Annotated in this window: 24 protein-coding genes and 1 pseudogene; 13 read left to right on the top strand and 12 right to left on the bottom strand. The window is 53.3% G+C overall.

What is annotated here, in order from left to right; genetic code table 11:
* Positions 1–105: 105 nt before the first annotated feature.
* The 6 genes and pseudogenes from AC5S26_RS09840 to AC5S26_RS09815 form a co-directional block, all read right to left on the bottom strand.
* Positions 106–1,251: an MBG domain-containing protein gene (locus AC5S26_RS09840; RefSeq protein ID WP_494184719.1), complete on the bottom strand. Its 1,146-nt coding sequence runs from the start codon at positions 1,249–1,251 to the stop codon at positions 106–108.
* Positions 1,252–1,611: 360 nt separating this feature from the next.
* Entirely contained in the window at positions 1,612–3,471 is a 1,860-nt protein-coding gene (locus tag AC5S26_RS09835; RefSeq protein ID WP_494184718.1) for an FG-GAP repeat domain-containing protein, read from the bottom strand.
* A 448-nt stretch (positions 3,472–3,919) separates the two neighbouring features.
* A complete protein-coding gene (locus AC5S26_RS09830; RefSeq protein WP_494184717.1) occupies positions 3,920–4,150 on the bottom strand; it encodes an SOS response-associated peptidase family protein in 231 nt (76 codons plus the stop codon).
* A gap of 61 nt (positions 4,151–4,211) precedes the next feature.
* Positions 4,212–4,301, bottom strand: a pseudogene (locus tag AC5S26_RS09825) (hypothetical protein); the annotation flags it as partial.
* Between the two features lie 377 nt (positions 4,302–4,678).
* Positions 4,679–5,143, bottom strand: coding sequence for a cupin domain-containing protein (locus AC5S26_RS09820; RefSeq protein WP_494184716.1), 465 nt, complete (start codon positions 5,141–5,143; stop codon positions 4,679–4,681).
* A gap of 90 nt (positions 5,144–5,233) precedes the next feature.
* Positions 5,234–5,518 (bottom strand): hypothetical protein, encoded by a 285-nt coding sequence (locus tag AC5S26_RS09815; protein ID WP_494184715.1) that lies wholly within the window; start codon positions 5,516–5,518, stop codon positions 5,234–5,236.
* 603 nt (positions 5,519–6,121) lie between these two features.
* Between AC5S26_RS09815 and AC5S26_RS09810 the strand changes: the two genes are divergently transcribed.
* Positions 6,122–7,510 (top strand): tyrosine-type recombinase/integrase, encoded by a 1,389-nt coding sequence (locus AC5S26_RS09810; RefSeq protein ID WP_494184714.1) that lies wholly within the window; start codon positions 6,122–6,124, stop codon positions 7,508–7,510.
* Positions 7,511–7,562: 52 nt separating this feature from the next.
* Here AC5S26_RS09810 and AC5S26_RS09805 read toward each other — a convergent pair whose 3' ends face one another.
* Entirely contained in the window at positions 7,563–7,733 is a 171-nt protein-coding gene (locus AC5S26_RS09805; RefSeq protein WP_494185399.1) for a helix-turn-helix domain-containing protein, read from the bottom strand.
* A 162-nt stretch (positions 7,734–7,895) separates the two neighbouring features.
* Here AC5S26_RS09805 and AC5S26_RS09800 point away from each other — a divergent pair, with 162 nt between their 5' ends.
* From AC5S26_RS09800 to AC5S26_RS09785, 4 genes are all read left to right on the top strand, one after another.
* Positions 7,896–8,291, top strand: a complete 396-nt coding sequence (locus tag AC5S26_RS09800) for a Rap1a/Tai family immunity protein (RefSeq protein WP_494184713.1) — start codon at positions 7,896–7,898, stop codon at positions 8,289–8,291.
* Positions 8,279–8,818, top strand: coding sequence for a hypothetical protein (locus AC5S26_RS09795; RefSeq protein ID WP_494184712.1), 540 nt, complete (start codon positions 8,279–8,281; stop codon positions 8,816–8,818). The genes AC5S26_RS09800 and AC5S26_RS09795 overlap by 13 nt, the downstream gene beginning before the upstream one ends.
* 998 nt (positions 8,819–9,816) lie before the next feature.
* On the top strand, positions 9,817–10,428 hold the full coding sequence (locus AC5S26_RS09790; RefSeq protein ID WP_494184711.1) for a hypothetical protein: 612 nt from the start codon (positions 9,817–9,819) through the stop codon (positions 10,426–10,428).
* A 154-nt stretch (positions 10,429–10,582) separates the two neighbouring features.
* Entirely contained in the window at positions 10,583–11,644 is a 1,062-nt protein-coding gene (locus AC5S26_RS09785) for a hypothetical protein (protein WP_494184710.1), read from the top strand.
* A 536-nt stretch (positions 11,645–12,180) separates the two neighbouring features.
* On the opposite strand, the gene AC5S26_RS09780 is transcribed toward AC5S26_RS09785, so the two are convergent.
* The 4 genes from AC5S26_RS09780 to AC5S26_RS09765 all read right to left on the bottom strand — a co-directional run bounded on the left by AC5S26_RS09780 (position 12,181) and on the right by AC5S26_RS09765 (position 15,569).
* Positions 12,181–12,324 carry a hypothetical protein gene (locus tag AC5S26_RS09780; RefSeq protein WP_494184709.1) on the bottom strand — a complete coding sequence of 48 codons (144 nt, stop codon included), beginning with the start codon at positions 12,322–12,324 and terminating at the stop codon, positions 12,181–12,183.
* 67 nt (positions 12,325–12,391) lie between these two features.
* A complete protein-coding gene (locus AC5S26_RS09775; protein WP_494184708.1) occupies positions 12,392–12,553 on the bottom strand; it encodes a hypothetical protein in 162 nt (53 codons plus the stop codon).
* A 751-nt stretch (positions 12,554–13,304) separates the two neighbouring features.
* A complete protein-coding gene (locus AC5S26_RS09770) occupies positions 13,305–15,062 on the bottom strand; it encodes a site-specific integrase (RefSeq protein ID WP_494184707.1) in 1,758 nt (585 codons plus the stop codon).
* 156 nt (positions 15,063–15,218) lie between these two features.
* Positions 15,219–15,569 carry a helix-turn-helix domain-containing protein gene (locus AC5S26_RS09765; RefSeq protein ID WP_494184706.1) on the bottom strand — a complete coding sequence of 117 codons (351 nt, stop codon included), beginning with the start codon at positions 15,567–15,569 and terminating at the stop codon, positions 15,219–15,221.
* A 308-nt stretch (positions 15,570–15,877) separates the two neighbouring features.
* Here AC5S26_RS09765 and AC5S26_RS09760 point away from each other — a divergent pair, with 308 nt between their 5' ends.
* Both AC5S26_RS09760 and AC5S26_RS09755 read left to right on the top strand, forming a co-directional pair.
* Positions 15,878–16,111 carry a hypothetical protein gene (locus AC5S26_RS09760; RefSeq protein ID WP_494184705.1) on the top strand — a complete coding sequence of 78 codons (234 nt, stop codon included), beginning with the start codon at positions 15,878–15,880 and terminating at the stop codon, positions 16,109–16,111.
* Positions 16,112–17,442: 1,331 nt separating this feature from the next.
* Positions 17,443–19,134, top strand: coding sequence for a tetratricopeptide repeat protein (locus AC5S26_RS09755; RefSeq protein WP_494184704.1), 1,692 nt, complete (start codon positions 17,443–17,445; stop codon positions 19,132–19,134).
* A gap of 726 nt (positions 19,135–19,860) precedes the next feature.
* Here AC5S26_RS09755 and pdxR read toward each other — a convergent pair.
* Positions 19,861–21,342, bottom strand: coding sequence for a MocR-like pyridoxine biosynthesis transcription factor PdxR (gene pdxR / locus AC5S26_RS09750; RefSeq protein ID WP_494184703.1), 1,482 nt, complete (start codon positions 21,340–21,342; stop codon positions 19,861–19,863).
* Between the two features lie 112 nt (positions 21,343–21,454).
* Between pdxR and AC5S26_RS09745 the strand changes: the two genes are divergently transcribed.
* The 6 genes from AC5S26_RS09745 (at position 21,455) to AC5S26_RS09720 (ending at position 25,470) form a co-directional block, all read left to right on the top strand.
* The gene (locus AC5S26_RS09745; RefSeq protein WP_494184702.1) at positions 21,455–21,913 is read left to right on the top strand and encodes a cupin domain-containing protein; all 459 of its coding nucleotides are present in this window, start codon (positions 21,455–21,457) and stop codon (positions 21,911–21,913) included.
* A 53-nt stretch (positions 21,914–21,966) separates the two neighbouring features.
* Positions 21,967–22,452 (top strand): DoxX family protein, encoded by a 486-nt coding sequence (locus tag AC5S26_RS09740; protein WP_494184701.1) that lies wholly within the window; start codon positions 21,967–21,969, stop codon positions 22,450–22,452.
* An 83-nt stretch (positions 22,453–22,535) separates the two neighbouring features.
* Positions 22,536–22,997: a carboxymuconolactone decarboxylase family protein gene (locus AC5S26_RS09735; protein WP_494184700.1), complete on the top strand. Its 462-nt coding sequence runs from the start codon at positions 22,536–22,538 to the stop codon at positions 22,995–22,997.
* Positions 22,998–23,144: 147 nt separating this feature from the next.
* Positions 23,145–24,050, top strand: coding sequence for an NAD-dependent epimerase/dehydratase family protein (locus tag AC5S26_RS09730; protein ID WP_494184699.1), 906 nt, complete (start codon positions 23,145–23,147; stop codon positions 24,048–24,050).
* Between the two features lie 184 nt (positions 24,051–24,234).
* The gene (locus AC5S26_RS09725) at positions 24,235–25,092 is read left to right on the top strand and encodes an NAD(P)H-binding protein (RefSeq protein WP_494184698.1); all 858 of its coding nucleotides are present in this window, start codon (positions 24,235–24,237) and stop codon (positions 25,090–25,092) included.
* A 51-nt stretch (positions 25,093–25,143) separates the two neighbouring features.
* Entirely contained in the window at positions 25,144–25,470 is a 327-nt protein-coding gene (locus AC5S26_RS09720; protein WP_494184697.1) for a DMT family transporter, read from the top strand.
* The last annotated feature ends 42 nt before the right edge of the window (positions 25,471–25,512 follow it).

The raw sequence follows: 25,512 nt of genomic DNA, 5'->3' as shown, positions 1-25,512 counted from the left end.
GCCCTATACAGCTATCGCGGGAGTGATTAGCGAATTCGCTAGTCACCTCGTGAACTCAATCTTCCCTGGGGATGCTGGGGCATGTTCTGCACCAGCATGGAAGTATCAATGGACGGTGAGAACAACGGGAGTTGTGAGTGCGAGCCCGCCTGCTCCTGTGGCCACGACATTGATGGTGTAGGTACCGGAAGGTGTTGTTGTTGGTGACGAGGGCGGTGTTGGTGACGAGGTCGATGTTGTGGAGCTGCTTCCGCCACAGGCACTGACCATGGTAACGCTGGCCAGCAGCAACATCGCAGGCAGGATCAGGTTACGCAGCGGAGTTCTACGGCGACGAAGGTACAAGAACGAAAACAACGCGGGCGCACCCACCACCGCGGCGAGTTGCGGTGCATGGTTGCCGGCCAAGGCCGCATTTGCTGTGCTACCGGTGGTTATCGTGACAGTCGACTGCATTCGTGCGCTTGAGCCGAAGGTTACACTCGGTGGGCTAAAGGTGCAGGTGGCATTTGCAGGAAGCCCGGTACAGGAGAGTTGCACAGCTCCGCTATATCCCGGAATGGTTCCCAGAGCAAGCATATCGGTGACGGTGCCCGACGTTGATGTTGTCAGCGTCCCGTTTGCGGGTGTCACTGCAAATGGGAAGATAGGCGGGGCCGAGGACTGTGTGAAGTTAGCGTCGCCGCTGTACTGCGCGCTGATGACGGCATCCCGTGAGAAAATGTTGACTCCGCTCAATGTTGCGGTTCCGTTGCTGATGGCTGCCTTGCCAAGAGTGGTTTGTCCTGCAAGGAAGGTAACCGTGCCGGTTGGAGTACCGCTGGTGAGCGATACGACATTCGCGGTGAGCGATGCGTTGTTGTTGGAAAGCGAGAAGGTAGTTGCGCTCCCTGCCTGGCTGACGACGAGCGTGCCGTTTCCAGCATTTATAGAGTAGTTTCCAATCGCAGCGCCGGTGACCGAGGGAATAATGGAATAGCTACCAACGGGACTCGCGGCGTTTGCAGTGGTGGAGAAGCTTTCCGCCAAGATGCTGCCATCATTAAAGCGAGCACCGTTGATTGTTCCGGTAAAGACAGGATTAGCTCCGCCATAGACACGCACTGCGTTGTTCGCTGTGATTGCGAGATTAGCCGTGGCCACCGTAAACGTTGCCGCTTGCGTAGCAGCAGGATATTGGCCTGAGGCTGCGAGCGAGGCCTGCAGCGTGACTTGCCCCAAACCAGTGGCAGTAACGGTCGTGCCGTTCAATGTAGCCGGACCACTGATATTGGAATAGCTGATCGTACCAGGCGAAGGCGAAGTCGCTGAAAGAGTAAATGTATCTCCATAGTTGTGGTTTGGGATGGAAAACGCTAGCAGGGAAGGGCCTGATTGTACTGTGACGGCGGTGGATGGGGAGAGTGCTGAAGCGAAATGAGTGTCTCCAGCGAAACTTGCTCGGCAACTAATCCCTCCGGAAGGAAGTGAAGACGTAGTGACGGCGGCAACTCCTGAATGCAAAGTAGCGGTTGATGTTAAAACTTCACCGCAATTGAAGGAGACGGCCTCTCCATCGGTTGAAAACCCTGCGCCGGAGTAGGGTGTCAGAGTAGCTGTAAGCGTAATCGACTAGCCGGGAAAGGGGTTGGGATTATCGACAGTCAGATTGAGAGTTGAAATGGGGTAGCTTGATGAGTCTACGCTTACATTGCTGCCTGGTTCATAGAATGCATCGCCAGAATATTTTGCATATAGATCAGAAGAAGACGGAACTGAGACGATTCCAGGGAGAATGGCTGAAGAGGAAGAGCTAGTGACAGTTGCAAAAGACTCATATTCCAATCCAGCGGTGAGATCGGGCGCACCCGATCTTGATAGGCCGTTTACCTTTAGGCCCATGTAGAGGTCCGCGATGCCATCTCCATTCATGTCCATCGTTGTAGCTACATTTGGCACATAATTGAAAGCATAATCGCCATATTGATAAGTCGGAAAAAGGATTGCATTACCCAGAGTCGCTACGTCGTACGATCCGGGACATGCAAACGTTCCATCGCCAAGACCGGGACACACTGTGCCGAATAACACAGTATTGCTGGTGTTTAATCCTCCGTACAGGAATGCCAAATCCGTTTTACCGTCTCCATTGAAGTCCCCTACATAGGACGTGGATGTGCCGCCGTTGGGAATCGTTATTGTCTGCGAGCTAAAAGTCCCGTCCCCTTTACTGAGCAGAACGATGTTTGTCCCCGTAGCCAGATCGGACTTGCCGTCGTTATTAAAATCCGCGGCGAGCATCGTTTGAAAGGATCCCTGCGTCGACACGCCGGGAGAGCCAAATGTTCCAGTTCCTTGATTCAAGAAGATATTCACCGTAGAAGCGGACGCAACGGCAAGGTCAGGAATACCATCTCCGTCGAAGTCGCCGACTTGAATATACTGTGCTGCCGAAGTGGATAGTGCAGGACCCGCGGCAAAGGTACCGTTCGGGGCCCCAAACCAGATATCGACTTCGTTCGTATTCAAAACAGCCACGTCTGGCTGGCCATCCATATTGAAGTCGCTAGTGAGGATAGGATTGCAGGCGGCCCCTGCAGTAAAGCTTGGACCGGAGAAGGTCCCGTCACCGTGTCCGGTGAGTAAACCGGGACCGGTAGCGCCGTTGACGAAAACGGCAATATCGGTCTTGCCATCGCTATTGAAATCGGCAGTCGCAGCGCTGATACAGCCATTTGGAATACCTGCCGTCAGAGATGAATAAGAAGAGCCACTAAGATACACCCGTGATGGAGACGCTCCTGTGTTCAGGGTGCTCGGAATAAAGGAAGCTAACAGATCGGCTTCGCCGTCGTTATTAAAGTCTGCCGTTTTGAAGAGAACTGGGACATCCAACGAGGAGAGGTCTCTTTCAGAGGAGTCTATTCGCTGAGTCAGGGAGCCGCCGTTCAAGGTTACGCTTCCACCTAAAGAAGGGCTAAGCGAGTTTGAGAGAGTCACCGTGCCTGTTGGAACCGCCGGACCGGTGCCACTGACGGTTGCAAGAAGCGGACTGCCTGAGGATCCTGTGACAGTTAGACTCGCGGAATAAAGAGGAGAGGGAGGGTCTACCGCGAGAGGGACAGAAGAGGAAGAATGCGTTACACCGTCAAGAGTGGCTACAGCCTTGTAAAGGTGAGATCCTCGAGAAGGAATCAATTTCAAAGTCGCTGTTCCATCCGGTTGTATCTGAGCAGTTCCCAGAATGTGAATGTCAGTACAAGCGGCTGCGTTGGCATCACAAAAAGCGACTTGACCTGAGGTTGCGGGAGCGCCCGCAGTAGTCACAGTTGCTGTAAGTGTGATGACCGTGGATGGATTGACAGTCGTTACCGTATTGCCGCTGGCTGTGATTGCCAAATTCGTTGTTGTGATAGGAACCGCATGAACAGAGGCGACAGTTATTAAAGTAAAAACTGCAAACGCGAGGCAGAAGCGAGGCGAACGAGTCATAGAACCTCTCAGTAAACTCGGGGGAGTTCGTCAAAGAACGCACGTATGGGGAACGGCCCTAAGTTTATCGAGTGTTTAGGAAAGAAGCCAGAGGAGATTGGACGGTGGATGGGCCGATAAGGCTTCTCAACGCTCCTTCACTGAACGGGAAGCGCCTTCTGGTGCCGTTCTGTACGGGTTGCTGGGATGAGCTTAGAGACCGGCGCGCTTACAAGGTGATGGGGCTGCACAAACAGCAGCAGTTTGTGCTGATATGCTCATCGCGGAGGATCACGTGGACTCGTCCAACCGGGGGGCTTCATCGAATACGTTTAATCGTGTGGTTTGGTCTGAGAATCTGGCCCGATATGATCTGACGCGGCCCGAGGAATGCAAGCTCGTCAAGAGATACGTTTGAGTCAGTCTAGCGGGAGGGAAATTAGACAAAGATATGGCGGAGTGACAGGGATCACTGACCATTGGCCGGGTCTTTCCATGCGTCCCACAGGCCAGCGAACGCCATCATGTGACCGTTGCTGAGATCGAACGCGAAAGGCTTGTTGTCTTTGTCGTGCGTCCATTCGTAGAAGCTTGATGCCGGAACAAGACAGCGACCTTTCTTGAACGGTTGAGCCCACCAACCACGGGTGATGGTTTCTGCCCTGGCATTGATGGTGCTTTTTGCCCTTGAGGTCAGCAAGGCTCTTTTGGGAGAAGGGAACCAGACCCCAACGAAGCTTAACTAGTTCTCGTTCACCTGTATCGCGGTTGGCACGGATGACAGGCTGCATAGTGCTGGGAGCTACGTTGTAGTCCCACGAAGGCAAAGGAAAGTCGCCGACGTGCTTCATGTGGAAGGCATCGGCGATCTTATGTTTGTCTGATTTACGGTAGTAGCGGCCACACATTGGCGCACTCGCAGGAAACCCATTGAGGAATTTATACGCGCATCGCGTGTTATTTAATCAGGCAACACACATTCCGGTACCTCGCAAAGCCTCGGGTGGGCCTGCCTGGGGCTTCTTTTTCCTCGTCACGGCCCGTACACCCTGGATAGAGATTTACTGCACGAGCCGATGGTGTGCGCAGGTGCAGTGCGACACCACGACGCCCTGGCTTACGACCTCAGGGCAGTTTACGCAGCCCATGTAGCTGCAATGGTCGAAGGGGACCTCTCTCACCTTGGGATTCTTGGGTGTTGCCTGGAAATTCCTTAGCCAAAAGAGATTTACATGCTGACCGGTGGGCCCACAACGAAACAGCCATAACTTGCCGCTGTCTCGAGGATCTTATCCGCGGGGCTGTCGCGTATGGTCTGGATACATTTCTCAAAGCCTCCAGGCGTCAAAACTACCAGGAGACGACTAGGCTCATTGGATATATTCCGCCAACTATGCCGTGCGTTTTTTGGAACCGTAACGCTGGTACCGGCCGGTGCGTTGAACACTTTGTCTTCGATCTGGATCCGATAGAGACCATCGACAACCACAAAATGTTCCTCTTCGTTGCGATGAAGGTGCAATGGCACGCTGCAATCAGGAGTTGCAACGGATTCCACAATTGCATATGCCCCATTCGTTTCTGTGCTGGGAATCCGCACAGCAATACGTTCCCCGGTAGTCCCTTCATACCAGGGAACCTTATCGAGCGCATTTTGGTTGTCAGCAAGCAAAGATGATGTTTGATTGTTCACGGTATACTCCATTTTCACAGTGCACCACAGCGCATAAATTTGTGGTTAGTACTGACGCGGAACTGCGAAGAAGGTGCGCACGTCGTACGCTCAGTCCTTCCAATTACCACCGAAACGTCCTTGCACTTCTCTCAGTTCATAACGGTTGGGGAACTCGACCGTTTTTCCTGCCCGTAGCTTCTCCACAACGTGCCGCGCCATCTCCGGTGACACGACCTTGCGGAAGTCACTCTCAAATGTGCCCACGTTCACTGCCCACCACTTGTGGGTCCGCTCTTCATTGGCGGCGACAAACGTGACGGTCTCAAGGTGACCCTTGAAATCACCCTCGGGAAGCAGGAACGGCACGGCAACAAGTTTGTAGGTTGTCATCATCTGTTATCTCCTCCGGAGATTTCCAATTGGTCAACTGTCATCTTGAGGAATAACCCTTCAGGGGCGCAATCTATTCCCATTCACCTTGTGCTCATGTCTTATTGAAGCGTTCGGGTACCCGCCGAGATACGCGGTTGTAGACCTCGTGGGCGAGATCCACGGAATTCCTCAATAGCTTGAATCGTAGGAATCACCCGAACGTTCACCTGCTTCTGACGCGCTAGACGCATTCCGGCTATCAGGCAGGCACCGAGGTAGACCATGTTCCGGTTGAGCCTTGCGAGGTTTGCGTCGGGGTCGAACATGGAAGAGTATAGCGAATTAAAAGCGAAGATAAGAGCTGTGAATTATTGACCTGTTGAGAACACAAAACGACGTTCTCAAGTGCGCACGCTTTGGGATATTTTAGAATTTAGTCGGGAACTGGTTGCTCGACCTAACTTATTGATTCGATTTATGGCGGAGAGACAGGGATTCGAGGTAAGGTGCCCTTTGATCCTCAATGTATTCAATACATTGACACCAACTCTATGCTCGTGTATCCATCGTGTATCCATTTGAAGGGTAAAAGCTCATTCGAACCATGGATACACAGGGGTCTAGATGAGCAGAGCAACGTCGGTGAACCTGAAGCGACGAGTGAAACTTGAAAATGGGTGGACCTTCCTACCGGTGGCTAAACGTAACGGCGTTTACGTCGCCGACAAGGTGATCATCGGTGGTGTAGCAACGAAGATGTCCGGCGGCACCTTCTACATAGAGTGGCGTGAGGGCGGGAAGCGCATTCAGAGGCCGGTGGGAGAGAACGGTCATGAGGCCATCGACGCCCATCGTATCCAGTCGAAGATTCATTCTGTAAGGGCAGATGGTGTAGAGGTCGAAAACGATGCGCCCCAGATCAAGGTGGAGGGGGAGCTTCTGGAAACAGCCATCAAAGGATACCTGGCAGATGAGGGGGCACGTCTACGGCCCAAGAGCTTCGCTAAGTACAAAGAGTGCTTGGAGGCTTTCGATAAATTCATACCCAAAAAGCTCCTTGTCGATGTCAACCGCGACGACCTTCGTGCCTTCATGAAGAAGCTGTCTGACAAACTTGGGCGTAAGACGGTTAGGGTGAAAGCCCGGATCGTTCACGGGGTTCTACGTCAGCTCGGAGTCAAGATTGAGATGAAGGCAGGGGACTGGCCGAAGGCTACGAAGAAATCCAGCCGCCGCACCTACCCGATCGACACCTTGAAGCATCTGCTCTCCACTGTGAGCCGTGAACACTTCATACTCTGGTCCTTCTTCCTGCACACCGGTTTCCGAGAACAGGAGGTTGCTTTCTGCTCCTGGGCCGACGTGAATTTTCGGCGCAATGAAATCTCAGTCACGAAGAAGACGATGGCGGAGCACGGGTTCGACTTCACACCGAAGACCCACGAGGAGCGCACCGTGGTCGTAGTACCGGAGCTGTTTGAGTTGTTGCGCGAACACCGCGTGACGCTCCCCAAAGGAAGCTCCCTCGTGTTTCCGACGAAGCCCGCCAAAGGCATCGCAGGTCTCAAGAAACCAGGTGGGAAGAACAGGACCAATATGCTCGACCTCCTCAAGCTGGATTACTTCCGCGCTGGACTCAACTGTAGCGATTGCATAGTTAAAACGAAGGATAAGATCACGAACTGCGCCAATGTACCCCAGTGCCGAAAGGTGGGTCTGCATATCTGCAGGCACACGTTCGCGACGAACCATCTGAGAGCTGGCGTAAATATCGTCGACATATCCCGGCAGCTTGGCCATAAGGATGTTGCGACAACACATATCTATCTGCACGAGCTGATCAATGACGACCTTCACGAGAAGATCGCCGAGACCGGGCTCGGAACAATGTACCTGCCCGACAAGTTCGAGCCGGTGGTGCATAAAAGGGTGCACGTGATCAGCGACGAGGCCCGAAGGAAGATGTCCGAGGGAGGCAAGCGAAGCGCTGAAAGTAAGCGGGCATCCTCCTGAAGTTAATGACGTAGGGTAGGGAAGACACCCCACTGATTGGGTGGCTTTTTCTTTATCTCACGGCCTGGGCAAGGGTCGGATCTTTCCTGCGAAGCCAGAATGCTAGGGTTTTCGGGTCGAATCTGCGCTGCTTGGCGATTGTGAAGGACGGGATTCCACCTTGGGCGGCGAGGTCATAAACACAGTCTTCGGACACGCGGAGAATCTGAGCGAGCTCCTTCACCTTGAGAACACTTTTCCGGCCTTCGAGATCTTCGATGATGCTGTACACGTCCTGCTCCTGGTGGGCTATAAGCGACCCGGTGATCGCTAATACCCACAGAAGGCTCCCGGACCCATATATCTTTAAAAATAGTTGCGGCGAAATTTTAGTATTGTTCGGAACATGCGATCTCGTATGCTGCTGGCCGTCGCTATCCTTCTTTGCTGCGCCCCCACCCACGCTCTCTCCAAAGTCACCGGTACAAGACTCCTTCACGACTGCCGGGCTGCCATCAAAAGCACCGACGTGTCCCCCAAGCTCACCCTTGAGGAAGATCGAGCAAGTGACCGCTGCATCTCGTACATCCAAGGTGTAATGGACTCCAACGAATTCTGGCATACCATCGATATTCGAGATCACAACCCCATGAAGCATTACTGTATTGAGCACAACGCCAACCTCGAGGAGGTGATTAGAATTCTGGTCAAGTATCTAGAGGCTAATCCCAAGGAACTCAGCGAGAACGGTTGGATCTGTATGCAAGGGGCAATGCTGAGGAGCTTCCCATGCGGGGGATGATGAAAGTCTGGGTCTCCATGGCCACGCTGTTCGTCGTAAGTGTTGCCGCATCTGCCCAAACAGCTAGAAATTATTATGACGAGCTTTACAAGGCGGGCGGTCTGGACCGGATGGCCGACGAGTATGTCTGCTTCGACGAAGATTCCAACAGTCATAACTTCTTTATTTTTGGTCGGAGCGAAACGTACAAACAATTTCTCATCAGCATCGGTGGCTACGCAAAGTTGTCACCGGCCACGAAGGCGAGTTTGACTAGGGGTTGGATCAACGTTCGCGGCTATGTGAAGGGCATACCGTTTTCGCATGAGGAGATGTATGACAAAGACGGGGACTCGTGGTTAACTGAAACGGGGTTGGCAGGAGGGACGCCGGTACGTCTACGTCTGTCGATCTCCTTTGAGACTCTTCGCTATAAACGGACGGTCGAGGTGATGGGTCCGCACTCGATCAAGAAATACGAAACATCAACCTTTGGAAGGTGTGAACAGGTCCCAGATTCTGTGCGCAGAAGGCAGACTGACAGTTGATTTTTGGGGGCACCAACCCCTCGAAGAGACTGCTGTGAATCGAAGAGCCTTGAAGCGGAGTTGTCGGAGTACTTCTGCCGGTGCGGTCGGCGGCGCGACGGCGTTGGGTGGATGAAAAACACGCTGCATCTCATTGTAAGTAGGTTGTTTACCCTCCTAATTATCTTTGGGGTCGGGAATGTATATTTGTGCATCAATTATGCATAGGAGTATCGCGACGATTCCAGGAGATCAGCGTCACCGGATCGGCCAAGGCCTTCGGCGACGTAAACAATCCTCCGTATCTGTCTGTAAAATGTCGCTTATGCACCAACCGAATGCCAGCTGAACTTGCCAGTTGCCATAAAGTGGTCTAGTGGTCTGAAGTGGTCTTCGCTTTTTCTGGTTGGTTCCCTTGAGATCGCTGGTAGACGTTCCCTGTGCACTTCCCGGTACGCCCTGGTGCACTTGGCGGTACGCTCTAATGCGTGGATGGGTCTTATGCGTGAAGAGCTTCAAAATCCCAGCAAAGGGTGGGTTCAACCTAATCAGTTCTGATGAGTGAAAAACGCACCGACTTGGAAAGTCATTAGCGATCTGGGGCATGGATGAGAACGCCAACTCTCATTAGTCATTGCATGGCAAACTAGTTCAGGGATCGGTAGTTCGCTGCCACTGTCAGCTGGCAACGGCTGGGTCGCCTTCGAGGCGGAGCGGCTATCTTTGGGGCGACGCGGGACTAACCGCATCGTGAGGGAGCCACCGTGCAACCGGTGGCTCCCTTATTTCTTGCTACTTCGCCTTCAGGTGCGGGAACCAAACGCCCGGCTCCTTCTTCTTCATCTCCGTCATCATGATGGCGGTGTCATTCTTGTCATCGCCGACCAACATACCCGCTGCAACGTTGACCTAGACGAAGCCCTACCGGTCCGAGTTGACGCCAGCTTCCCGTCCTTCGGGCGGACCAGCAACCCGAAGTGTTAAAGACCTTATGGTCGGTGGATAATAGGAGAACAAAAATGATGAAGCGCACCAACGGATCTCCCAATTCCGGCATTTGGCTACTTGCGGACTCGAATCCCTTAGATTGGCAAGAGGACCTCGACGGGCCGCTGGATCCACGATTCCCGACACGCCACAACATCTGGACGCCGATTGAAAAAGCGATTCAGCACCATCTGTTTTTAGTATCTAGGAGTCGACTTGATGATCAGTTTTACATCCAAAACGCGGTAGAAAACCCTTGCGACAAAGTACAAAAGGAGCGGCTTGCCGACGAGATCGCTGCTTTTCGCCGTCTCCTGAACGAGCACCGACCGCTTCTAGTGCTGTGCTTTGGCCAGTTCGCTTTCGAGTTTGCGCGTCGGGCGCGGCAGGAAAAGGAGCATCATTTCGACTATTGGACGGTTGAGAGGTTGGCGGAACAGTTCAGCGACAGGGTATCTACGGTTCGTGGGGACGCGGTGAACGTGCTGCCGCTACTGCATGCCGTCGTGGCACGGAAGTTTTTGTATGCTCACGAGAAGTTTTCCGGTGGTAATAAGAACTATTTCGAATATGTCGGGGAAAAACTCGCGGGGGTGTTGATCGAACACCGCACCGACCAGAGGCTTCGTGGTTTTTGGATGTGACCGCTCGACTGATAATCCACTTGTCCGACATATGCCCTACACTGGCCAAAATCATTTCAGCACCTGAGGAAGTATGCCGTTATCTTTAGTATTTCAGGCAGTCGCCCCACCATCCACACTTCCGCCTACCACCAATTGGTTGAGTGCAGCCGTAATGGCAGCATTCATAACGTCGATATTTACTATCAGCGGAATTGTTTTGAAGGATTACGTTCTCAAGATCCTTGAGGAAAAACGGACAGAGCAAAAGAGCCAGATCGCAATCTATGAGAGGTATGCCCATCCCTTAGTCAATTCCGCGATCTCGCTCCTGAACCGCTTGCATGAAATTCTTTATCAGGAGCATCGTCCCGTATACCTTTTGGGAAAGGGCATATCATCCGGCTCAAACCCTGGCAGTGCGTATAGGTCGTACAAGAAAATCAGTGTTCTTTATAGACTAGCTGCGATGTTGGGTTGGATTCGAGCATGCCGCCGAGAGTTCTCTTATCTTCGCGTTGCTGAAATTGGTCAGGCCGACAAGATTCAGCAGGCAATCGATGATTTCGAAAATTCTCTTGCCGATGGTAGCTGGGTTGAATGGGAGCGTGTCCGCCGTTTATGTGACTTGTGGCGCTTGTGTGACTTAGAGACCCTCGAAGCGACCCCGGCGACGAAAGGTCTTGCTATTCAACTCGACAACTTGATATGGGATCAACTTGAAAAAGAACGCCTTGAAGACCTCTCTCTGCTCGAAGAATCCGCACGTCGCACTTTATGCAGAACTGTGTCGAATCGTCTAACTTCACATCTACGAACGAATGAGATTACCGAGGATTCGCTGGAGCGATCATGGCCGGACGCCTTCGCCATCCTGAGCATGCGAGAGGCCTGGATTTACAGAGACTGGCAAAGCGCTATCGGTGATTTGATGATCCGTCCCTGCGAAGGACAGGAACGTAAGTTTGAAGTGATCGGATTTGGTGAATTCGAGCAACTCGTTCTAGGTACCGGTGAAAGGTGGCCTGCATCTCTGACACGTTTACTTGACGTCTTTGATGATCTCAATCTCGAGATCGAAGATCGATTCGATGCTCGCCCTACGCAACTGCGGAGCCTCGCAAAGGCAACTGCGCAGCTCATTTTGGCGATCGACAGGACCCAGGGCCAGCATTCCATAGTGTCACTTCGTTCCAGGGAGCTAGCAACCGGAGTTCTCGAGATCTGCGTAGCGTAGGTAACGATAAGTCGGCTTGTGGGAAGTGATCCCGTGATCCACTTATCCCTAAAACGGGCATCTCGGACCCTGAATCTCCGGGGCTGTCTTCTTTACAAGTGGCCGTGTGCGTCTACGAGTGCAGGCGCCGCACCAAGGATCTCGTCGAACAGGTCTTCCGACACTGATGCAGGCTTCAACGGAACCTGAGGCTTGGCAGGGGCACCACACATCCAGTTGTCGTACGCTGATTCTTCCGGTGTTGGAAGAGGCCGCCAGCTAGGCCATGCATCGTCAGGGTCAATACCACAGAGGAAGTCGCACTCGTCTTCCTGTCTCGGGTGGATTCTCTTGTAGCGCCCGTCGTCCTCAGCCCCGCCATCATCAGGTCGACTGTCTTTCCTCGCCAATAAGAAGAGCCTCCGCCTGCCTAGGTACTCTCCGACCGCCTCGTAGTCGTCAAGCCACATCGTCTGAAGCTTGCGGTACCGGCGGACCTGCGCATCACCCGTCGACTCTCGTCTGCCATGACCGAGGCAGACATCAAATCGGAAGGCCTATAATCGAATACCCATGGAGATCGTCTGGAGTTGTTCAAGATCGCCGCTATCGCGGTAGGTTCCGCCGCCATTGCGGGAGCCGTTGTCGTTGCGGCAATGGCAGCGCTTCGAGCCTTTCAAATGAGGTCTCGTCCTACTCATTAATTCTCCAGAACTATCTATCGTCGAAAAAGGATGGCCCAGGGTATAACCAGCGGGGTGCTCTCCGTTAAGAGATAGGCTCAACCGGAATCCAGTCAACCCCATCAAAGTACTCGACTGAGACCCATTCTTCGCGTCCCACCGGCGTGAAGGTACCACGCCAGTTTTCGGGACAGGCGTCCACAGTCAATCCGCTCTGTTCCAAACGACGTGCGGTCTTCTTGGACATTCCGCTCAGCTTCCTTAAAGTTTTCCAGCTATGCGGTGCAACCTGATTATCTACTCCGAAGCGCACGGGCAGAATCATCATCTGGAGGAGCGATTGCAATTTGTGGCGCCGGGCAGCGCGATCCATGTTTCGCAAGAGGAACATCTGAACCGTGGGCTCCCAAAGACAATCGGCTGAAAACCAGACGATAGGCCTCTCATGGGCAGGGACAAAAGCCATAGACGGCCGGATCAGTCCTTCGTTTTTGATCTGTTTGTATATAAGGGATGTCGTGTAGTGGTAGAGCATGTGTCTTCCTTTTTGAGTTATCAGAGTTAGAAGGCGCCTATCGGGCGCTCTTTACTCCTCAATACTCAAACGAAGGTCCGTATCCCGATTATTAAAAACATTTTCTCGAAGAAATTATCGGGATGGGATTATTCACAATCCAGATTTCTGCCTAGTCAACCGGGTCGCGATGTAGAGCAGTCTATGGACGCGAGTGTGCGGTACTCCGGTCTTTGCGCACAAATATCCGAACAGACATACGCTGATTTCGCTCGGAGATAAACAATCTGGATGGTCGTCGTTTCGATCTCGCAAGGGAAGGGGCGTATGGAACCACCTTGGTGCTAGCGTAAACCGCTTCGCTTTCCGCCTTTGCCGACTTGGCCAATCCCTAGCGCGAGAGGTTTACTCCTTCGACGCATGATGAGAACAGGTCGATCGTATCGGATGATCTTATTCAGAGGCGATAGGTTTGCTTCGCGGCTTAGTTTTTCTTTTTACGCGACGCCCTCCAGTCATCCATGCGAGCAATGCCGGTGGACTCATCAAACCTGCTGCCGTAAATCTTAAGCGTATGCTCGATATTGCGATGCCAGAGCAGCTTCGACAGAGTTAGATAGTCTTCGGGATGGTTCTTGAGCCACTCGAAAGCTACGATGTCGCGGAAGAGGTGCGGGTTGACGGCTCTTCCGCTAAAGCGTGAGGTCAGTTCCTGGACCCGCAGATATAGATAATGTTTGTTCATCTGTTTGCCTTTACTAGTCAGAAATAACGTTCCCGGGTCTGGCTCGCCTGGAGGAATGAGATCTTGCCTGTGGACCAGATATTGCTCCAACTTCGCTACAAGCTCAGCTGGGAGGAATGCCGTGACCCCGTTTTTGGCTTTGGTTTCATCTTTAGTAAAACGAATTTGCCATACCGGGTTGCCGGGATCTACCTCTTCTTGTTTCACAAGCCAGCCTGGGCGGGTTGCAGTAGATTGACCGCGAACCGGCGCCAAGAAAAGATTAGGATGTGTGCCACCTGTAAGCCTACATTCACGAAGGTTTTTTTGGCGCCAAGGAAGAATTACTAGCCAAGACATCAACAGTTCGTCGCGGAGGCCGATCGCGTTATCCAAACAATTCAAGTTTTTGGCCCGACTCTGATGATCCCGAATCTTCCCAGGGATGGCATCTGCCGCCTCGAAGGCAATGTACTTCCGTTCTTTACGTCCATCAACTTCGGATTGTGCCTGCTTCGGAAGCCTGGCCATTATCCCTGCGATCCAACTTAGGTCGAGGTCAGGATAGCCAGGGTGATCCTTGAAGGAGGCTCGAATCTCGGACAGTGCACCGATAAAGGTCTCACTCTGAACTTTACGCTCCTTGTGTGCCCACGAGACGTAACCGACAACGTTATCGCGGGTGAGGAGGTTCGACAATGTTTCGACTACGGCCCCCCTTCGAATGTTCTGCACATAGCCAGTCAACCTGACTAAGCTTCCCGACAACCTCTGAGCAGTCACATGCCGGATGGCCGGACCAGGACGCTCGAGTTCGAACTCGTCGGTCCGGTATGCCAGGAGTTTCTCAACTTCTGCTCGTAAAGTCGGATGCATCTGCGACAGTGACACACCATAATTCTTTGGCTGCAGCTTCACTAAGGGTTTCAGATGAGCAACTTCAGTCATGGAGATAACCTTGCGAAACTTAGAGGCATAGGTCTTCGCAGTAGCCAGTGTGCGCCCTTTTTGGACGAACTCCTGACACCACGTTGAGAGATGCTCTTCACTGAACGTGGACGGCTTCACTCCAAGACGCACCGCAAACCGAACGATGGACTTGACTTCCGACGCGTTCTCCATTGATAAAACAAGAGTCCAGTCAGGTGGCATTACTTCGGGTGGATTGTCCCAGCCATACTCTCTCGCTAACTTGAGTAGTATCCCGATGCAGTGAATGTACGATTTAACCGTATTGCGCGTATAGCGCGTCTGGTGAAGGTAGGTCCGGAAACCTTCTAACTCGGTTTCCAAGCGATGCACAGGAGTTTCACTCGCTGAAGTACTGAGGAACGAAAGAAAGGCTGAGGCAGCCGAACGCACTGCCGGTCCCTTTGTAGAAGTGGGTTTTTCGATGAGAGCGAGCAGATCGAAAACGGTCGACGAGCTGCTGAGGCAGCCCTTCACCGCGATCTCAGTGAGAGCAATTGAAAGACCGATCTTTTGCATCTTCTTCAAAATGTCTACTTTCTTTGGCATTGATAACCTACATACCAATGCTGGAAAACGTGGGTAAAATGCGAACTAACGCGAAGCCATCTGATGCCTTCCGAAGGACGGCGCAAATTTGTGTAAAGAGGTGCTCGCCAGCGTGATACTTCGTCGCAGAGTGAAGAATTCCGCGGGCAAGCGAAGCTATTGGGAAGGCTGTCCGGCGTCGCGGAGATAATCTTCAAGATCCTTAGGGAGGAACCGGCCGCGCCCAATAAGCTTCCTGCTGGGAAGCGTGCCATCCGCCACCCTGCTCTGGACCGTGCGGGCCGTCACTCCGAACAGGGTCGCGACGTCTTGGCATGTGTAGGAGGCCTTGAGCGCCAGTCCCATCGTCCGCAACATGGTTTCAAAAAGCGGATAGAGGGCGTGGTCGCGGTTTTGGGTGGTCTCGGTCTCGTAATTAGGCGTGCTTATGATTTTGGCGGTGTTGTCGAGCAACCGCTGAGGGTATGTATGTGCGATCGGGGCTTTGGCGGACGAAACCTCGGACATTGTGTTGCTCCTATTGCGGGTGGCTTATAACGCCCCCGACATAAGCTCAATACCCAGGCAAAGCAGCCGAGAGTGATTATGGCTGCATTTTTTTGAAAAAAATTTGACTGATGCTGTACATGACCCCGCCGGATCATGTGGACCGCAGAGTCCTATCCTTTAACTGTCAAAGTTGGCTGGCCATAATGGGAATTTATAGGGACGGAGCGGTATTTGACGTGAGGGCGTTCGCGCTTTGCACATATATTGAGGACTGGAGTAACAGATGTCCGTAGAAGTCAGCCCCCGCCAGTAAGCCTACCCCTGGGATGTTAGCCAAGAAGACCGCCAAGTCCAATCAGGCATCCACCCACTTTACCTCTGTCAAGGTTGGATCTTTGTTTGCCGCCGGAACGAAGAACCCTACCCGTTGGGAGCGCCAGCAGGCGAAGTGGGAAATAAAATGCCGGGAAATCCAGGGGCAGCGGGAAGCGGAACATGAAGAGCAAATCTCTGCTGCCGTCACTGAGGACATGGCTGTTTCGGATGGCGATCTTTCCTAGGCGCGGTCGTTTGGCTTATCGCTCGGCTAAAAAACGAGAGAAGGGGATAGGTCAGGCCACTGATCCTTCATGGGATCGGGTTTGTGATCGTGTATGTGACCCCAGCAAAATCCACCGTTCCTGTCGCGGCGTTCCGCTGGTGTTGGGATCAGCACTGAAGTGCATCGTCGTACACAGGTCCTGACCACTGATCTTGATCCAGCTGTTCGAGCACGCTCAGCCTCACCAAAGAGGACAAAACGCAAAAATCAATGCGAAATTCAACATTCGGCCGACAGCTTTGTAGGTTGTATCCGAGGGAGACAGAGATCCCAAAGGAGAAACCTACTAATGTTTATCAACGGCAAGTGGAAAAACCCAGCTGCAGATCGGTGCGATCGCAAGCAAGCCTATCGAACATGGAGGCAAGCCGAAAAAATTGCGGAGAAGCAAAGCAACAAGACCGGCGAACTGATTATTGCGTATCAGTGTTTTGACTGCTCATGGTTTCACATTGGCCATGCGGACAAGTCACAAAAAATTATCCGTGAGCTGCCAGACCTACCGTCACTTCCGACGACGTGTCCGCGTTGTAAGCAGCCGATCAATGAGAGCCGCCGCGAAGCGGCGAGACGAACTGGTTCTCCGACTGTATTTTGCTCAGTAGAGTGCCAACAAAAGTGGAGCAGGAAGCTTAGGCATGCTCGTAGAATCATCCGCAAGCCATGAAACTCATAGCTAAAAGCGGCGCACTCGGCCCCCATCGAACGCGGCGGCACGTTCACTGCTTCAGTGAAACAAGGCCAAGATTTTAAGCGGTACTGCGGATAAGTATCCTAAGAAGTCTGCGGTTCTTCAGCAGACTCTCCAAGGAAAGTTCCTCACTGAGGCGTTTACCTGCTAAGGCCTGTTAGCACCAGTCGAGAATTATTTGCGGTTTTGCTCAGTGACCGTCCAGAATCCCAGAATTTGCCATCAACTGTTCGAAGAGTGCATTGGCGATTCCTCGCTAATCGATTGCGCTTATATTGCGGTTTTGAAAGCCTAGCGTCTCGTATAGAGGTTGCGCATTAGTGATGAAGCGGATAACCCGAATCATTACTTTTCTATGAGATCAGACGATTTTTTAAGAATGCCGTCAGGGCGAGCTTGTACTCACTTTCGCCGAAAACTGGCCTCTTCCTCCGCCCACGAATTTGCTCATCGTTTTCGATTATGCGCTCTGGTCATCGGCTATCGCGATGATCTGGAAGAGAATCGTCATCATCCAGAAAGCCACTTAGTCAATAAATTTAATAAAGAAGCGCTTGATGTTTCCGCGCATCTTAAGTTGTGTTTTGAATCTGGAAACCATGAAGAAGCTAGCTGCGATAGTTTTTGTCCTCACCCTGTCTGTATTGCCCCTTCGAGCACAACATCATCACCACGGCGCAGAAGGCGGTGATGCCAACGCCGCGATAGAGAAATTTGGTGCGGTACACATGCCAATATCGTGTGCCCCTGCAGTACAAGCTCCCTTCGAGAGGGGCATCGCCCTGATGCACTCGTTCTGGTACGAAGAGGCACAGAAGCAGTTTCAGACAGTCGCCGCCGATGATCCAACATGTGCCATGGTTCATTGGGCTCTCGCGATGACTGAGTGGCGTCCATTCTGGGATGGAATGCCCGACGATCGCCGCAAAGCCGGTATCGTCGAGATCGACAAAGCAACTGCTCTCAACGCAAAGACCGGCCGCGAGCGGCGTTACATCGCAGCTCTCAGTGGCTATCTCCATGCCGAACCTGCACAGAATCAACAGGCACTGCACACCTACGACGAAGCCATGAGCGCTTTGCATACTGCTGATCCCGAGGATGTCGAAGCCACTGCGTTTTACGGTTTAGCCCTTGCGGCTAGTGTCGGCACAGAAGACCCGGTCGGCGATGCCCGCAAAGCTCTCGTCGTCCTGGAACCCGCCTTTAAAGCACATCCCGATCATCCTGGTTTCGCCCACTACATCATTCATACTTGCGATACCCCACAGCTCGCTCGTGAAGCTTTACCGGCTGCGGAGAAGTATGCATCAATCGCGCCTTCGTCTGCTCACGCCCTTCATATGCCAGGTCACATCTTCGCTCGCCTCGGCATGTGGCAGGAAGATATCGACTCCAATGAAGCTTCGATGCGCGCTTCTGAGCTGGCTGAAAAGAATCATCAAAGCGGCGTGACCCACGAGATCCATGCCGCCGAGTTTTTGCTCTATGCATACCTGCAGGAAGCTGACGATGCAAATGCAAGGCGCATCGTCGACAACATGGAGCCTATGGCTGCGCACCTTCGTTCCATTCCTGATGTTGTTAGCGATGGTATGGCACCTTTTATTACATATATCGAAGTTGAAGTCCCCGGAATCTACGATCTCGAAACGAACGACTGGAGGGCTGCCCTCACCATCCCCGAGCCGCAGAACTCGATCGTCTCCACGAAATACATGCGAGCCTGGATCCAGGCCATCGCCGCCGGACATCTACGGGATGCGCAAGCTGCAGACCAAGCATTTGCCGTTGCGCAACAGTTTGCCGATGCGACGGCAAAAGAAGGCGGCCCGATTGGCAATGAGATCGCCGTGACACAGGGCAGTATCAAAGCGTGGCAAAGTTTTGCTCAGCATGAAGACGCTGAGGCGCTCAAGGAGATAAGCGCTGCTGCGGATATGCAGGACCGTGTCGGTCAGGCCGAGGTGGATATCCCAGCGCGTGAGATGTACGCTGACATGCTGCTTGCTGACAATCGCCCCGTGGAGGCTCTGGCGCAGTATAAAACGGCACTGAAACTCAGCCCGAACCGATTAAATGCGCTTTATAACGCAGGCCGAGCAGCAGAACAAGCGGATCTATCTCGGGAGGCTATCGGCTACTACCAACAACTTATCAAGGTCGCGAACGGTGGCCGCCAGTCGCAACGTTTTCAGGTAACATACGCCCTAAACTTTCTTCAAAAGAGCCACGCCAACGCTTTGTGGATTGCACCTGCTTCTGCATTGGTTGCTAGCAAGGGAAATTGATGCAACTCAGTAAGAATTCAATACCCGCTTCTAGCAGAAAAGCAGTGTGCAAGGAGCGCACCGCCACGCTAACCGATTAATCTGACTTCTGTCATCCGTCCCAGGCTGGACAAAATTCAGGAGCAGCTCATTGGACAATTGGCTCGAACGGCTTAGCGCTCTTCGGACGCTAGTTGTCGCAAGCACCTTGCCAAAGCGATTGGTGACTACGTATCTTCCCATTGCGGTTGCGAGCAGACGCCTTTTAGCGATCGCTCTGGACCGGGCATTGTCTTCTATTTCTACGCGCTAGAGTGCTTCACTGTGATTTTCTGACATCCGACCGATCGTCGCCTCTGACGAGCTCTGATGCTTACAAAATCTGAGTGCAGATAGGTTGCGAGCTCAGCGTCCAACTCATCATAGAAATGCCACCTGTCCTCGGGCTTCAAAAATCCAGTGCCTTTGCGAAGCTAGAACTAGAGAGAGGGCTTCTCACCCATTTCGCTGAGCCTCTGATTCCCCTCGCGTAGTCACCCTTAGCTACCCGTTTATCGGTGCATCGGGTGTAGTCTCCAGTGATGTCTAAAGTGCCCAGCCGTGGTGTTGACCCTGAATTGGACTCGTCAGAATCACTCGCACTACTAACGAGATAGTCAGTCGCCTTTGGCTAGCCAGAAGCAGTGGTAAAGAAGCACACTGAGGAGACATCCAATGGACCGCAACATGCGAATTGAGTTATATGGTCTAGCGCGAACGTAAAGCAGTCGCGAGGACAGAGACGCCACGTCGCAGCTCTGCTGGGTTGCAGCTTGCGAATCCGAGCATGAGGGCCGGAGGCTGTTCGTATTTCGTAGTGAACATCGACAACGGAGTTACTTCGAGACTGAACTTCTGCGCTTGTTGGGCAGCTTCGTGATCTGACGTCCATGTTTTGAGCCAACCGAGTGTGCGTATGCCAGCGCCGGCGTGCACGACGTTGAGCAAGCCATCGAGATGCTTGTCGGCGGCTATCTTGAGAACGTCGATTCGTTCCGAGTAGGTCTGGCGCATACGTCGGAGATGATGTCCGAAGTGGCCTTCGGTAATAAATTCCGCGAGGATGGCTTGATCGAGCGTAGGAGGATGGAGGTCGACGAGAGTGCGGGCTGATGTGAAAGCATCTACGAGGCGTTCGGGCAAGATCATGAAGCCAAGACGCAAGGCGTTGAAGAGCATCTTCGTAAACGTGCCAACGTAAATAACGCAACCGCAACTGTCGAGCGTTTGCAAAGCAGCAACAGGGCGGCCGGAGTATCGATACTCCGCGTCGTATTCGTCTTCAATGATCCACGCGTTCGCGCTCGCGGCCCAGCGAAGAAGTTCCAGGCGGCGGTCGGCCGACATTGTGACGCCCATCGGAAATTGATTTGCAGGCGTGACGTATGCGAGCTTTGCATTGGGAGCAAGCTTGCGGCCTGCCTTTACGACGAGGCCATCTCCGTCTACCGGTACTGGCACGATACGCGCACCTGTAGCGCGGAGTGTTTGAAGAGCGCGGGAATAGCCAGGATCCTCCATCCAGACCTGATCGCCGGTGGAGAGGAGGAAACGGCCTATGAAGTCGAGGGCCTGTTGCGCGCCTGAGGTGATGATGATTTGTTCAGGAGAGCAGTGCACTCCACGTGACGCGCCGACGTACTCTGCAATGGCGCGACGGAGTGGTTGGTAGCCTGCAGCATTGCCGTGACCATATAGGGAGCGTGGAGCTCGGCGTAAGACACGCGAGGCAACGCGGGCCCAGAGGTCTACGGGGAAGAGATCTATAGCCGGTTCGTAGGAACGAAAAGCCTTGCCGATGGAGTGAGATACCGGCATTACTTCAACATCCTTCAGAAACTGTTGCGCACCTCTCGAGAGTGTAGCCCTCGATGTTGGAAGAGCGAGAGCCGCAGGTTTGCGAGCTGTGGGTAGCAAGACATCAGGAACGCCTGAGGCGACATAGGTTCCTGACCCAACTTCAGTGCGCGTATATCCCTCGGCCTGTAGCTGGTCGAAGGCCACGACGACGGTTCCTCGCGAGAGCGAGTACTGCTTCGCGAGGCTGCGTGTAGAAGGCATGCGAGTGCCGGACCTCAAACGTCCGTCGAGAATGGCGCCGCGCAGTTCTATGTAGAGCCAACGCCAGAGGTCTTGCTCGCCAGACGGCGGGTCAAGTGAGAGATCTTGAAATGTTTCTTCTTTAGACATCGCTTGTCACTGGACATCCTTGAAATTGGGGAGTGGACCAGTTCCTCTGTTCATTATGGACCTTCTCTCTAATCCACATAAAGTCTAGTGTTGGCTGTAAGGAGATAAACCGATGCGAACAACACTGGAAACGCGGCGCAAAACAGGCTCAAAACCAATATTACTGCTGGCATCTCTCATAACCGGCGCCCTGATCCCAACGAGCACGCTAATGGCGCAGAAGGTAGCCACGCCGTCGTCGGCGCAGGAGACAATTACACCTCTCATAACGAAAGATCTGGCAGTACTTCCTGGCGAGCAAGTTCTCATGTACACCGTAGATTTTCCCCCTGGATTTTCGAGCCCCATCCACCGCCACGATGCCCAGGTGTCCGTTTACGTGCTAGAGGGCTCCGTCGTGATGCAGGTAAGAGGGCAAAAAGAGCTCACTCTGGGGCCAGGTCAGAGCTTTTATGAGGATCCCAGCGACATTCACATCGTTAGCAGGAACGCTAGTAGTACGAAGCCAGCAAAATTCCTCGTGTTCCTAATCAACAAGAAGGGCGCTCCGCTGGTGATACCCGCAAAGTAACCCTACAATCGCGAGCGGTTCTGTCCACAGACATTCAAGTCAGGAGGAAACATATGAACACGATTACAGCGAACGAATCGAAATTCGCAGATTACGCAACCCTGTTGCTAAGAATTGGGCTCGGCGTTGGTTTCTTATCAGCCGTAGCGGACCGATTGGGTCTGTGGGGGCCGGTCGGGCAACCCAATGTCGAGTGGGGAAATTTCTCACGGTTCTTGGACTATACCCACACCCTCAACTGGTATTTGCCGGCGAAAATGATCCTCCCGTTGGGGATCATCGCCACTGCCGCTGAAATTGTTTTCGGTCTTCTTCTCCTAGTCGGCTGGCGCACACGCGTTGCCGCTCTGCTAAGTGGACTTCTCTTATTTACGTTCGGAGTGTCAATGACGCTTGCATTAGGGATCAAGGCACCCCTGAATTTTGCGGTCCTCACGGGAATAGGAGGGGCCTTGCTTCTCGCAAGCCGCGAAAGCTTCCCATTCAGTGTGGATGAGTTGCTGTCTCGACGAACCATCCCTCCGTTCACCGACCGTTGATCGCAAGTCATGACCTGCCTCAGCCGGAATCCGCCATCTGGCAGCTGTTGGGCCACCGAGTGTTTATTTCAGGAGATAGAACAATGCAAGCACGATTAGAAGCACAGAAGGTATCCCCGAGCGCGTATCAGGCCATGCTTGGGCTGGAGATGTTTGTTCGCAAGCAATCCAGACTTGAGCCTGCTCTACTTCAACTGGTGAAGATGCGGGCGTCGCAGATCAACGGATGCGCGTACTGCCTCGACATGCACTCGAAGGATGCGCGTGCGGACGGTGAGACAGAGCAGCGGCTCTATGCACTCGCAGCATGGGAGGAGACACCGTTCTTTACCGAACGCGAGCGTGTGGCGCTGGCGCTGACAGAAGCCATCACTTTAGTCAGGGAAGGACATGTTCCCGACGCTATCTATGAAAAAGCCAAATCGAACTTTTCAGAGGAAGAGTTGGTGAACCTTACGCTGGCGATCATCACGATCAATGGGTGGAACCGGCTTGCGATCACATTCCGCATGGTGCCGGGTGAGTATCGGCCTGGAAGGAAGTAACGCTCTTCGACCAGATGGGACGGTTCTATAAGAGTCCGGAAAATGTGCACGCCGTGGGTTGCAATGGGAGCCCAACGAAGCCTACAAATTACTGTGCAAAACAACGAGTGCCGTCTCACGTTCCGGCGAAATAAAGAGGAGAGAGTGATGAAAGTATTTGTTGCAGGAGCGAGTGGAGCGATCGGTCAGCGGCTGATAGCGGAGTTGATTCGCAAAGGCCACACGGTGGCGGGAATGACGCACTCCGAGGCTGGGGCGAAGAGGCTTCGAGAGTATGGCGTGGAGGTTGCGATAGCGAATGCGTTTGATAAAGGTGCTGTGGAGGCGGCGCTGCGGGCCTCGAATGCGGAGGCGGTAATCGATGAACTGACATTGATTCCGAAGGCTCCATCAGAGCTTCCTTCGTATGCGGAACGTGACAAAAAATTGCGCATAGAGGGCGGAGGCATTCTGCACCGGGCTGCTCTCGCATGCGGTGTCCGCCGTTACATCCAGCAGTCGAGTGGATTCTTTCTTGAGGCCGAGGGTGCCTTGGCAAATGAGAGTTCGCCGTTTGCTGTGAATGCAAGCCCGCTCATCGCTGGCTATGCACAAATGTATGCACATCTGGAGCAGAGAGTGCTGGAATCGTCGATTGAGGGCGTCGCGTTGCGATACGGATTTTTTTATGGGCCGAACACCTGGTATGCCCCGGACGGCGGGACGGCGGATCAGGTTCGACAGCAGCAGTTTCCATTGATTGAAGGGGGCGAAGCGAAATGGTCGTTCGTTCATATCGAAGATGCGGCGCACGCAACGGTGGCGGCTCTCACGGCGGATCCGGGTAAATATGTTGTCGTGGACGACGATCCCTCGACCGTGAGTGTTTGGCTGCCCAGGTTTGCCAGTTTCATTGGTGCTCCGGCTCCGCCGTTCATCACTGCGGAGCTGGCGCAAGAGGTTGCTGGAGAAGATGCGGTTTACTACCAGACGAGGTTGAGCGCAGCTTCGAATGCGAAGGCGAGGCGAGAGCTTGACTTTGCTCCCCGGAGACTGGAATGGCTCATCAAGTGAATCAAGAAGGGTGCGAGCATCGCACCCCTCCTCAAGGTAGACATTGAATCGACATCCATGGCGCGGAGCTAGTCCAGCTCGTTCGTTTAGAACGTTTTCGAATAATTCGGTCGATCGCGGCACTGTTAACCGAAATGCGGCATCCCAAACGATACGGAATTTCCTAATCGTCTGAAAGGACACAATGATCGCAGTCACCGGAGCAAATGGACTTTTAGGTCAACTCGTAATTGAGGGACTCATCGAGCGAGTGCCTGCAAGTCAGATCATTGCAGCCGTGCGCAATCCCGAGAAAGCTTCCCACTTTGCAACACTTGGTGTGCAGGTGCGTGAAGCTGACTACACCCGCCCGGAAACCATAGGTACCGCGTTTCATGGTGCTAAGAGAGTCCTACTCATTTCGGTTGCCGAAGTCAGTCAGAGATTCAAGCTCCACAGAGTAGTAATCGACGCGGCGAAGGAAGCGGGAGCGGAGTTGCTGGTTTATACCAGTCTGCTTCGCGCTAACACTTCGGGGCTCTTTCTCGCTCGAGAACATAAACAGACGGAGGAATATATCCGGATTTCCGGTCTGCCGTTCGTGATTCTTCGAAACGGCTGGTATTTGGAGAATCACACATCGGTACTTGGAGACGCTGTAGAGCACGGTGCCCTCATCGGAAGCTCCGGCGACGGAAGATTTGCATCGGCATCACGCGCCGACTACGCCGCGGCTGCGGTTGCCGTCCTTACGCAGCCCGTTTCAAGAAGCACGACATACGAGTTAGCTGGAGACCTATCCTTTTCGATGGCTGAGCTCGCTTCCGAGGTATCGAAGCAAATTGGTCGAGATATTCCCTACCAAGACCTATCCGCCGAGGATTACGCGCCCATCCTGCTAGGTTTCGGACTGCCTCAGATGACCGTCGATGTGATTATCGATGCGGATACAAGGGCAAATCTGGGAGACCTGGACAGCACGTTTCGTGATCTCAGCGGGCTCATAGGAAGGCCTACGACAAGGCTTTCCGACGCAGTAAGAAGTGTTTTGCGGACGCAGTAGAAGCAGTCCGAAGACAGGCAAGTCTGTAAGACGAAGTTCAAGGAGAAAGCAATGAAACCGTATGCGTGGGCGATCCTTGTGATTGCCGGTGTGTTTGAGACAGGATTTTCGGTCGGGCTGAAATACTCGGAAGGATTTACTCGGCTGTGGCCGTCGGTAGCGACTGCGATCATGATTGTGCTGAGCCTGGGCCTGGTAGGGGTTGCGACGCGGAGTCTGCCGCTGGGTACGGCGTACGCGGTATGGACCGGAATTGGCGCGGTGGGTACAGTAGGGCTGGGCATCGTGCTGTTTGGGGAGTCGGCGGCTTTAAGCAGACTAGCTTGCCTGGGGCTGATCGTTACGGGGATTCTCGGACTGAAGTTTATTGGCAACTAGCGCGGCATCCTGCCGCGATAAACGTGAAAGTCACAGAAGGCA

The organism is Edaphobacter sp. FHG110511_03, from assembly GCF_059115365.1.
This window is presented reverse-complemented; position numbering and strand designations above follow the sequence as displayed.

Coding starts and splice junctions, on each gene's coding strand:
- AC5S26_RS09835 (WP_494184718.1), bottom strand. CDS start 3,471: ATGACTCGTTCGCCTCGCTTCTGCCTCGCGTTTGCAGTTTTTACTTTA.
- AC5S26_RS09815 (WP_494184715.1), bottom strand. CDS start 5,518: ATGATGACAACCTACAAACTTGTTGCCGTGCCGTTCCTGCTTCCCGAG.
- AC5S26_RS09810 (WP_494184714.1), top strand. CDS start 6,122: ATGAGCAGAGCAACGTCGGTGAACCTGAAGCGACGAGTGAAACTTGAA.
- AC5S26_RS09800 (WP_494184713.1), top strand. CDS start 7,896: ATGCGATCTCGTATGCTGCTGGCCGTCGCTATCCTTCTTTGCTGCGCC.
- AC5S26_RS09795 (WP_494184712.1), top strand. CDS start 8,279: ATGCGGGGGATGATGAAAGTCTGGGTCTCCATGGCCACGCTGTTCGTC.
- AC5S26_RS09790 (WP_494184711.1), top strand. CDS start 9,817: ATGATGAAGCGCACCAACGGATCTCCCAATTCCGGCATTTGGCTACTT.
- AC5S26_RS09785 (WP_494184710.1), top strand. CDS start 10,583: ATGGCAGCATTCATAACGTCGATATTTACTATCAGCGGAATTGTTTTG.
- AC5S26_RS09780 (WP_494184709.1), bottom strand. CDS start 12,324: ATGAGTAGGACGAGACCTCATTTGAAAGGCTCGAAGCGCTGCCATTGC.
- AC5S26_RS09775 (WP_494184708.1), bottom strand. CDS start 12,553: ATGTCCAAGAAGACCGCACGTCGTTTGGAACAGAGCGGATTGACTGTG.
- AC5S26_RS09770 (WP_494184707.1), bottom strand. CDS start 15,062: ATGCCAAAGAAAGTAGACATTTTGAAGAAGATGCAAAAGATCGGTCTT.
- AC5S26_RS09765 (WP_494184706.1), bottom strand. CDS start 15,569: ATGTCCGAGGTTTCGTCCGCCAAAGCCCCGATCGCACATACATACCCT.
- AC5S26_RS09760 (WP_494184705.1), top strand. CDS start 15,878: ATGTTAGCCAAGAAGACCGCCAAGTCCAATCAGGCATCCACCCACTTT.
- AC5S26_RS09755 (WP_494184704.1), top strand. CDS start 17,443: ATGAAGAAGCTAGCTGCGATAGTTTTTGTCCTCACCCTGTCTGTATTG.
- pdxR (WP_494184703.1), bottom strand. CDS start 21,342: ATGTCTAAAGAAGAAACATTTCAAGATCTCTCACTTGACCCGCCGTCT.
- AC5S26_RS09745 (WP_494184702.1), top strand. CDS start 21,455: ATGCGAACAACACTGGAAACGCGGCGCAAAACAGGCTCAAAACCAATA.
- AC5S26_RS09740 (WP_494184701.1), top strand. CDS start 21,967: ATGAACACGATTACAGCGAACGAATCGAAATTCGCAGATTACGCAACC.
- AC5S26_RS09735 (WP_494184700.1), top strand. CDS start 22,536: ATGCAAGCACGATTAGAAGCACAGAAGGTATCCCCGAGCGCGTATCAG.
- AC5S26_RS09730 (WP_494184699.1), top strand. CDS start 23,145: ATGAAAGTATTTGTTGCAGGAGCGAGTGGAGCGATCGGTCAGCGGCTG.
- AC5S26_RS09725 (WP_494184698.1), top strand. CDS start 24,235: ATGATCGCAGTCACCGGAGCAAATGGACTTTTAGGTCAACTCGTAATT.
- AC5S26_RS09720 (WP_494184697.1), top strand. CDS start 25,144: ATGAAACCGTATGCGTGGGCGATCCTTGTGATTGCCGGTGTGTTTGAG.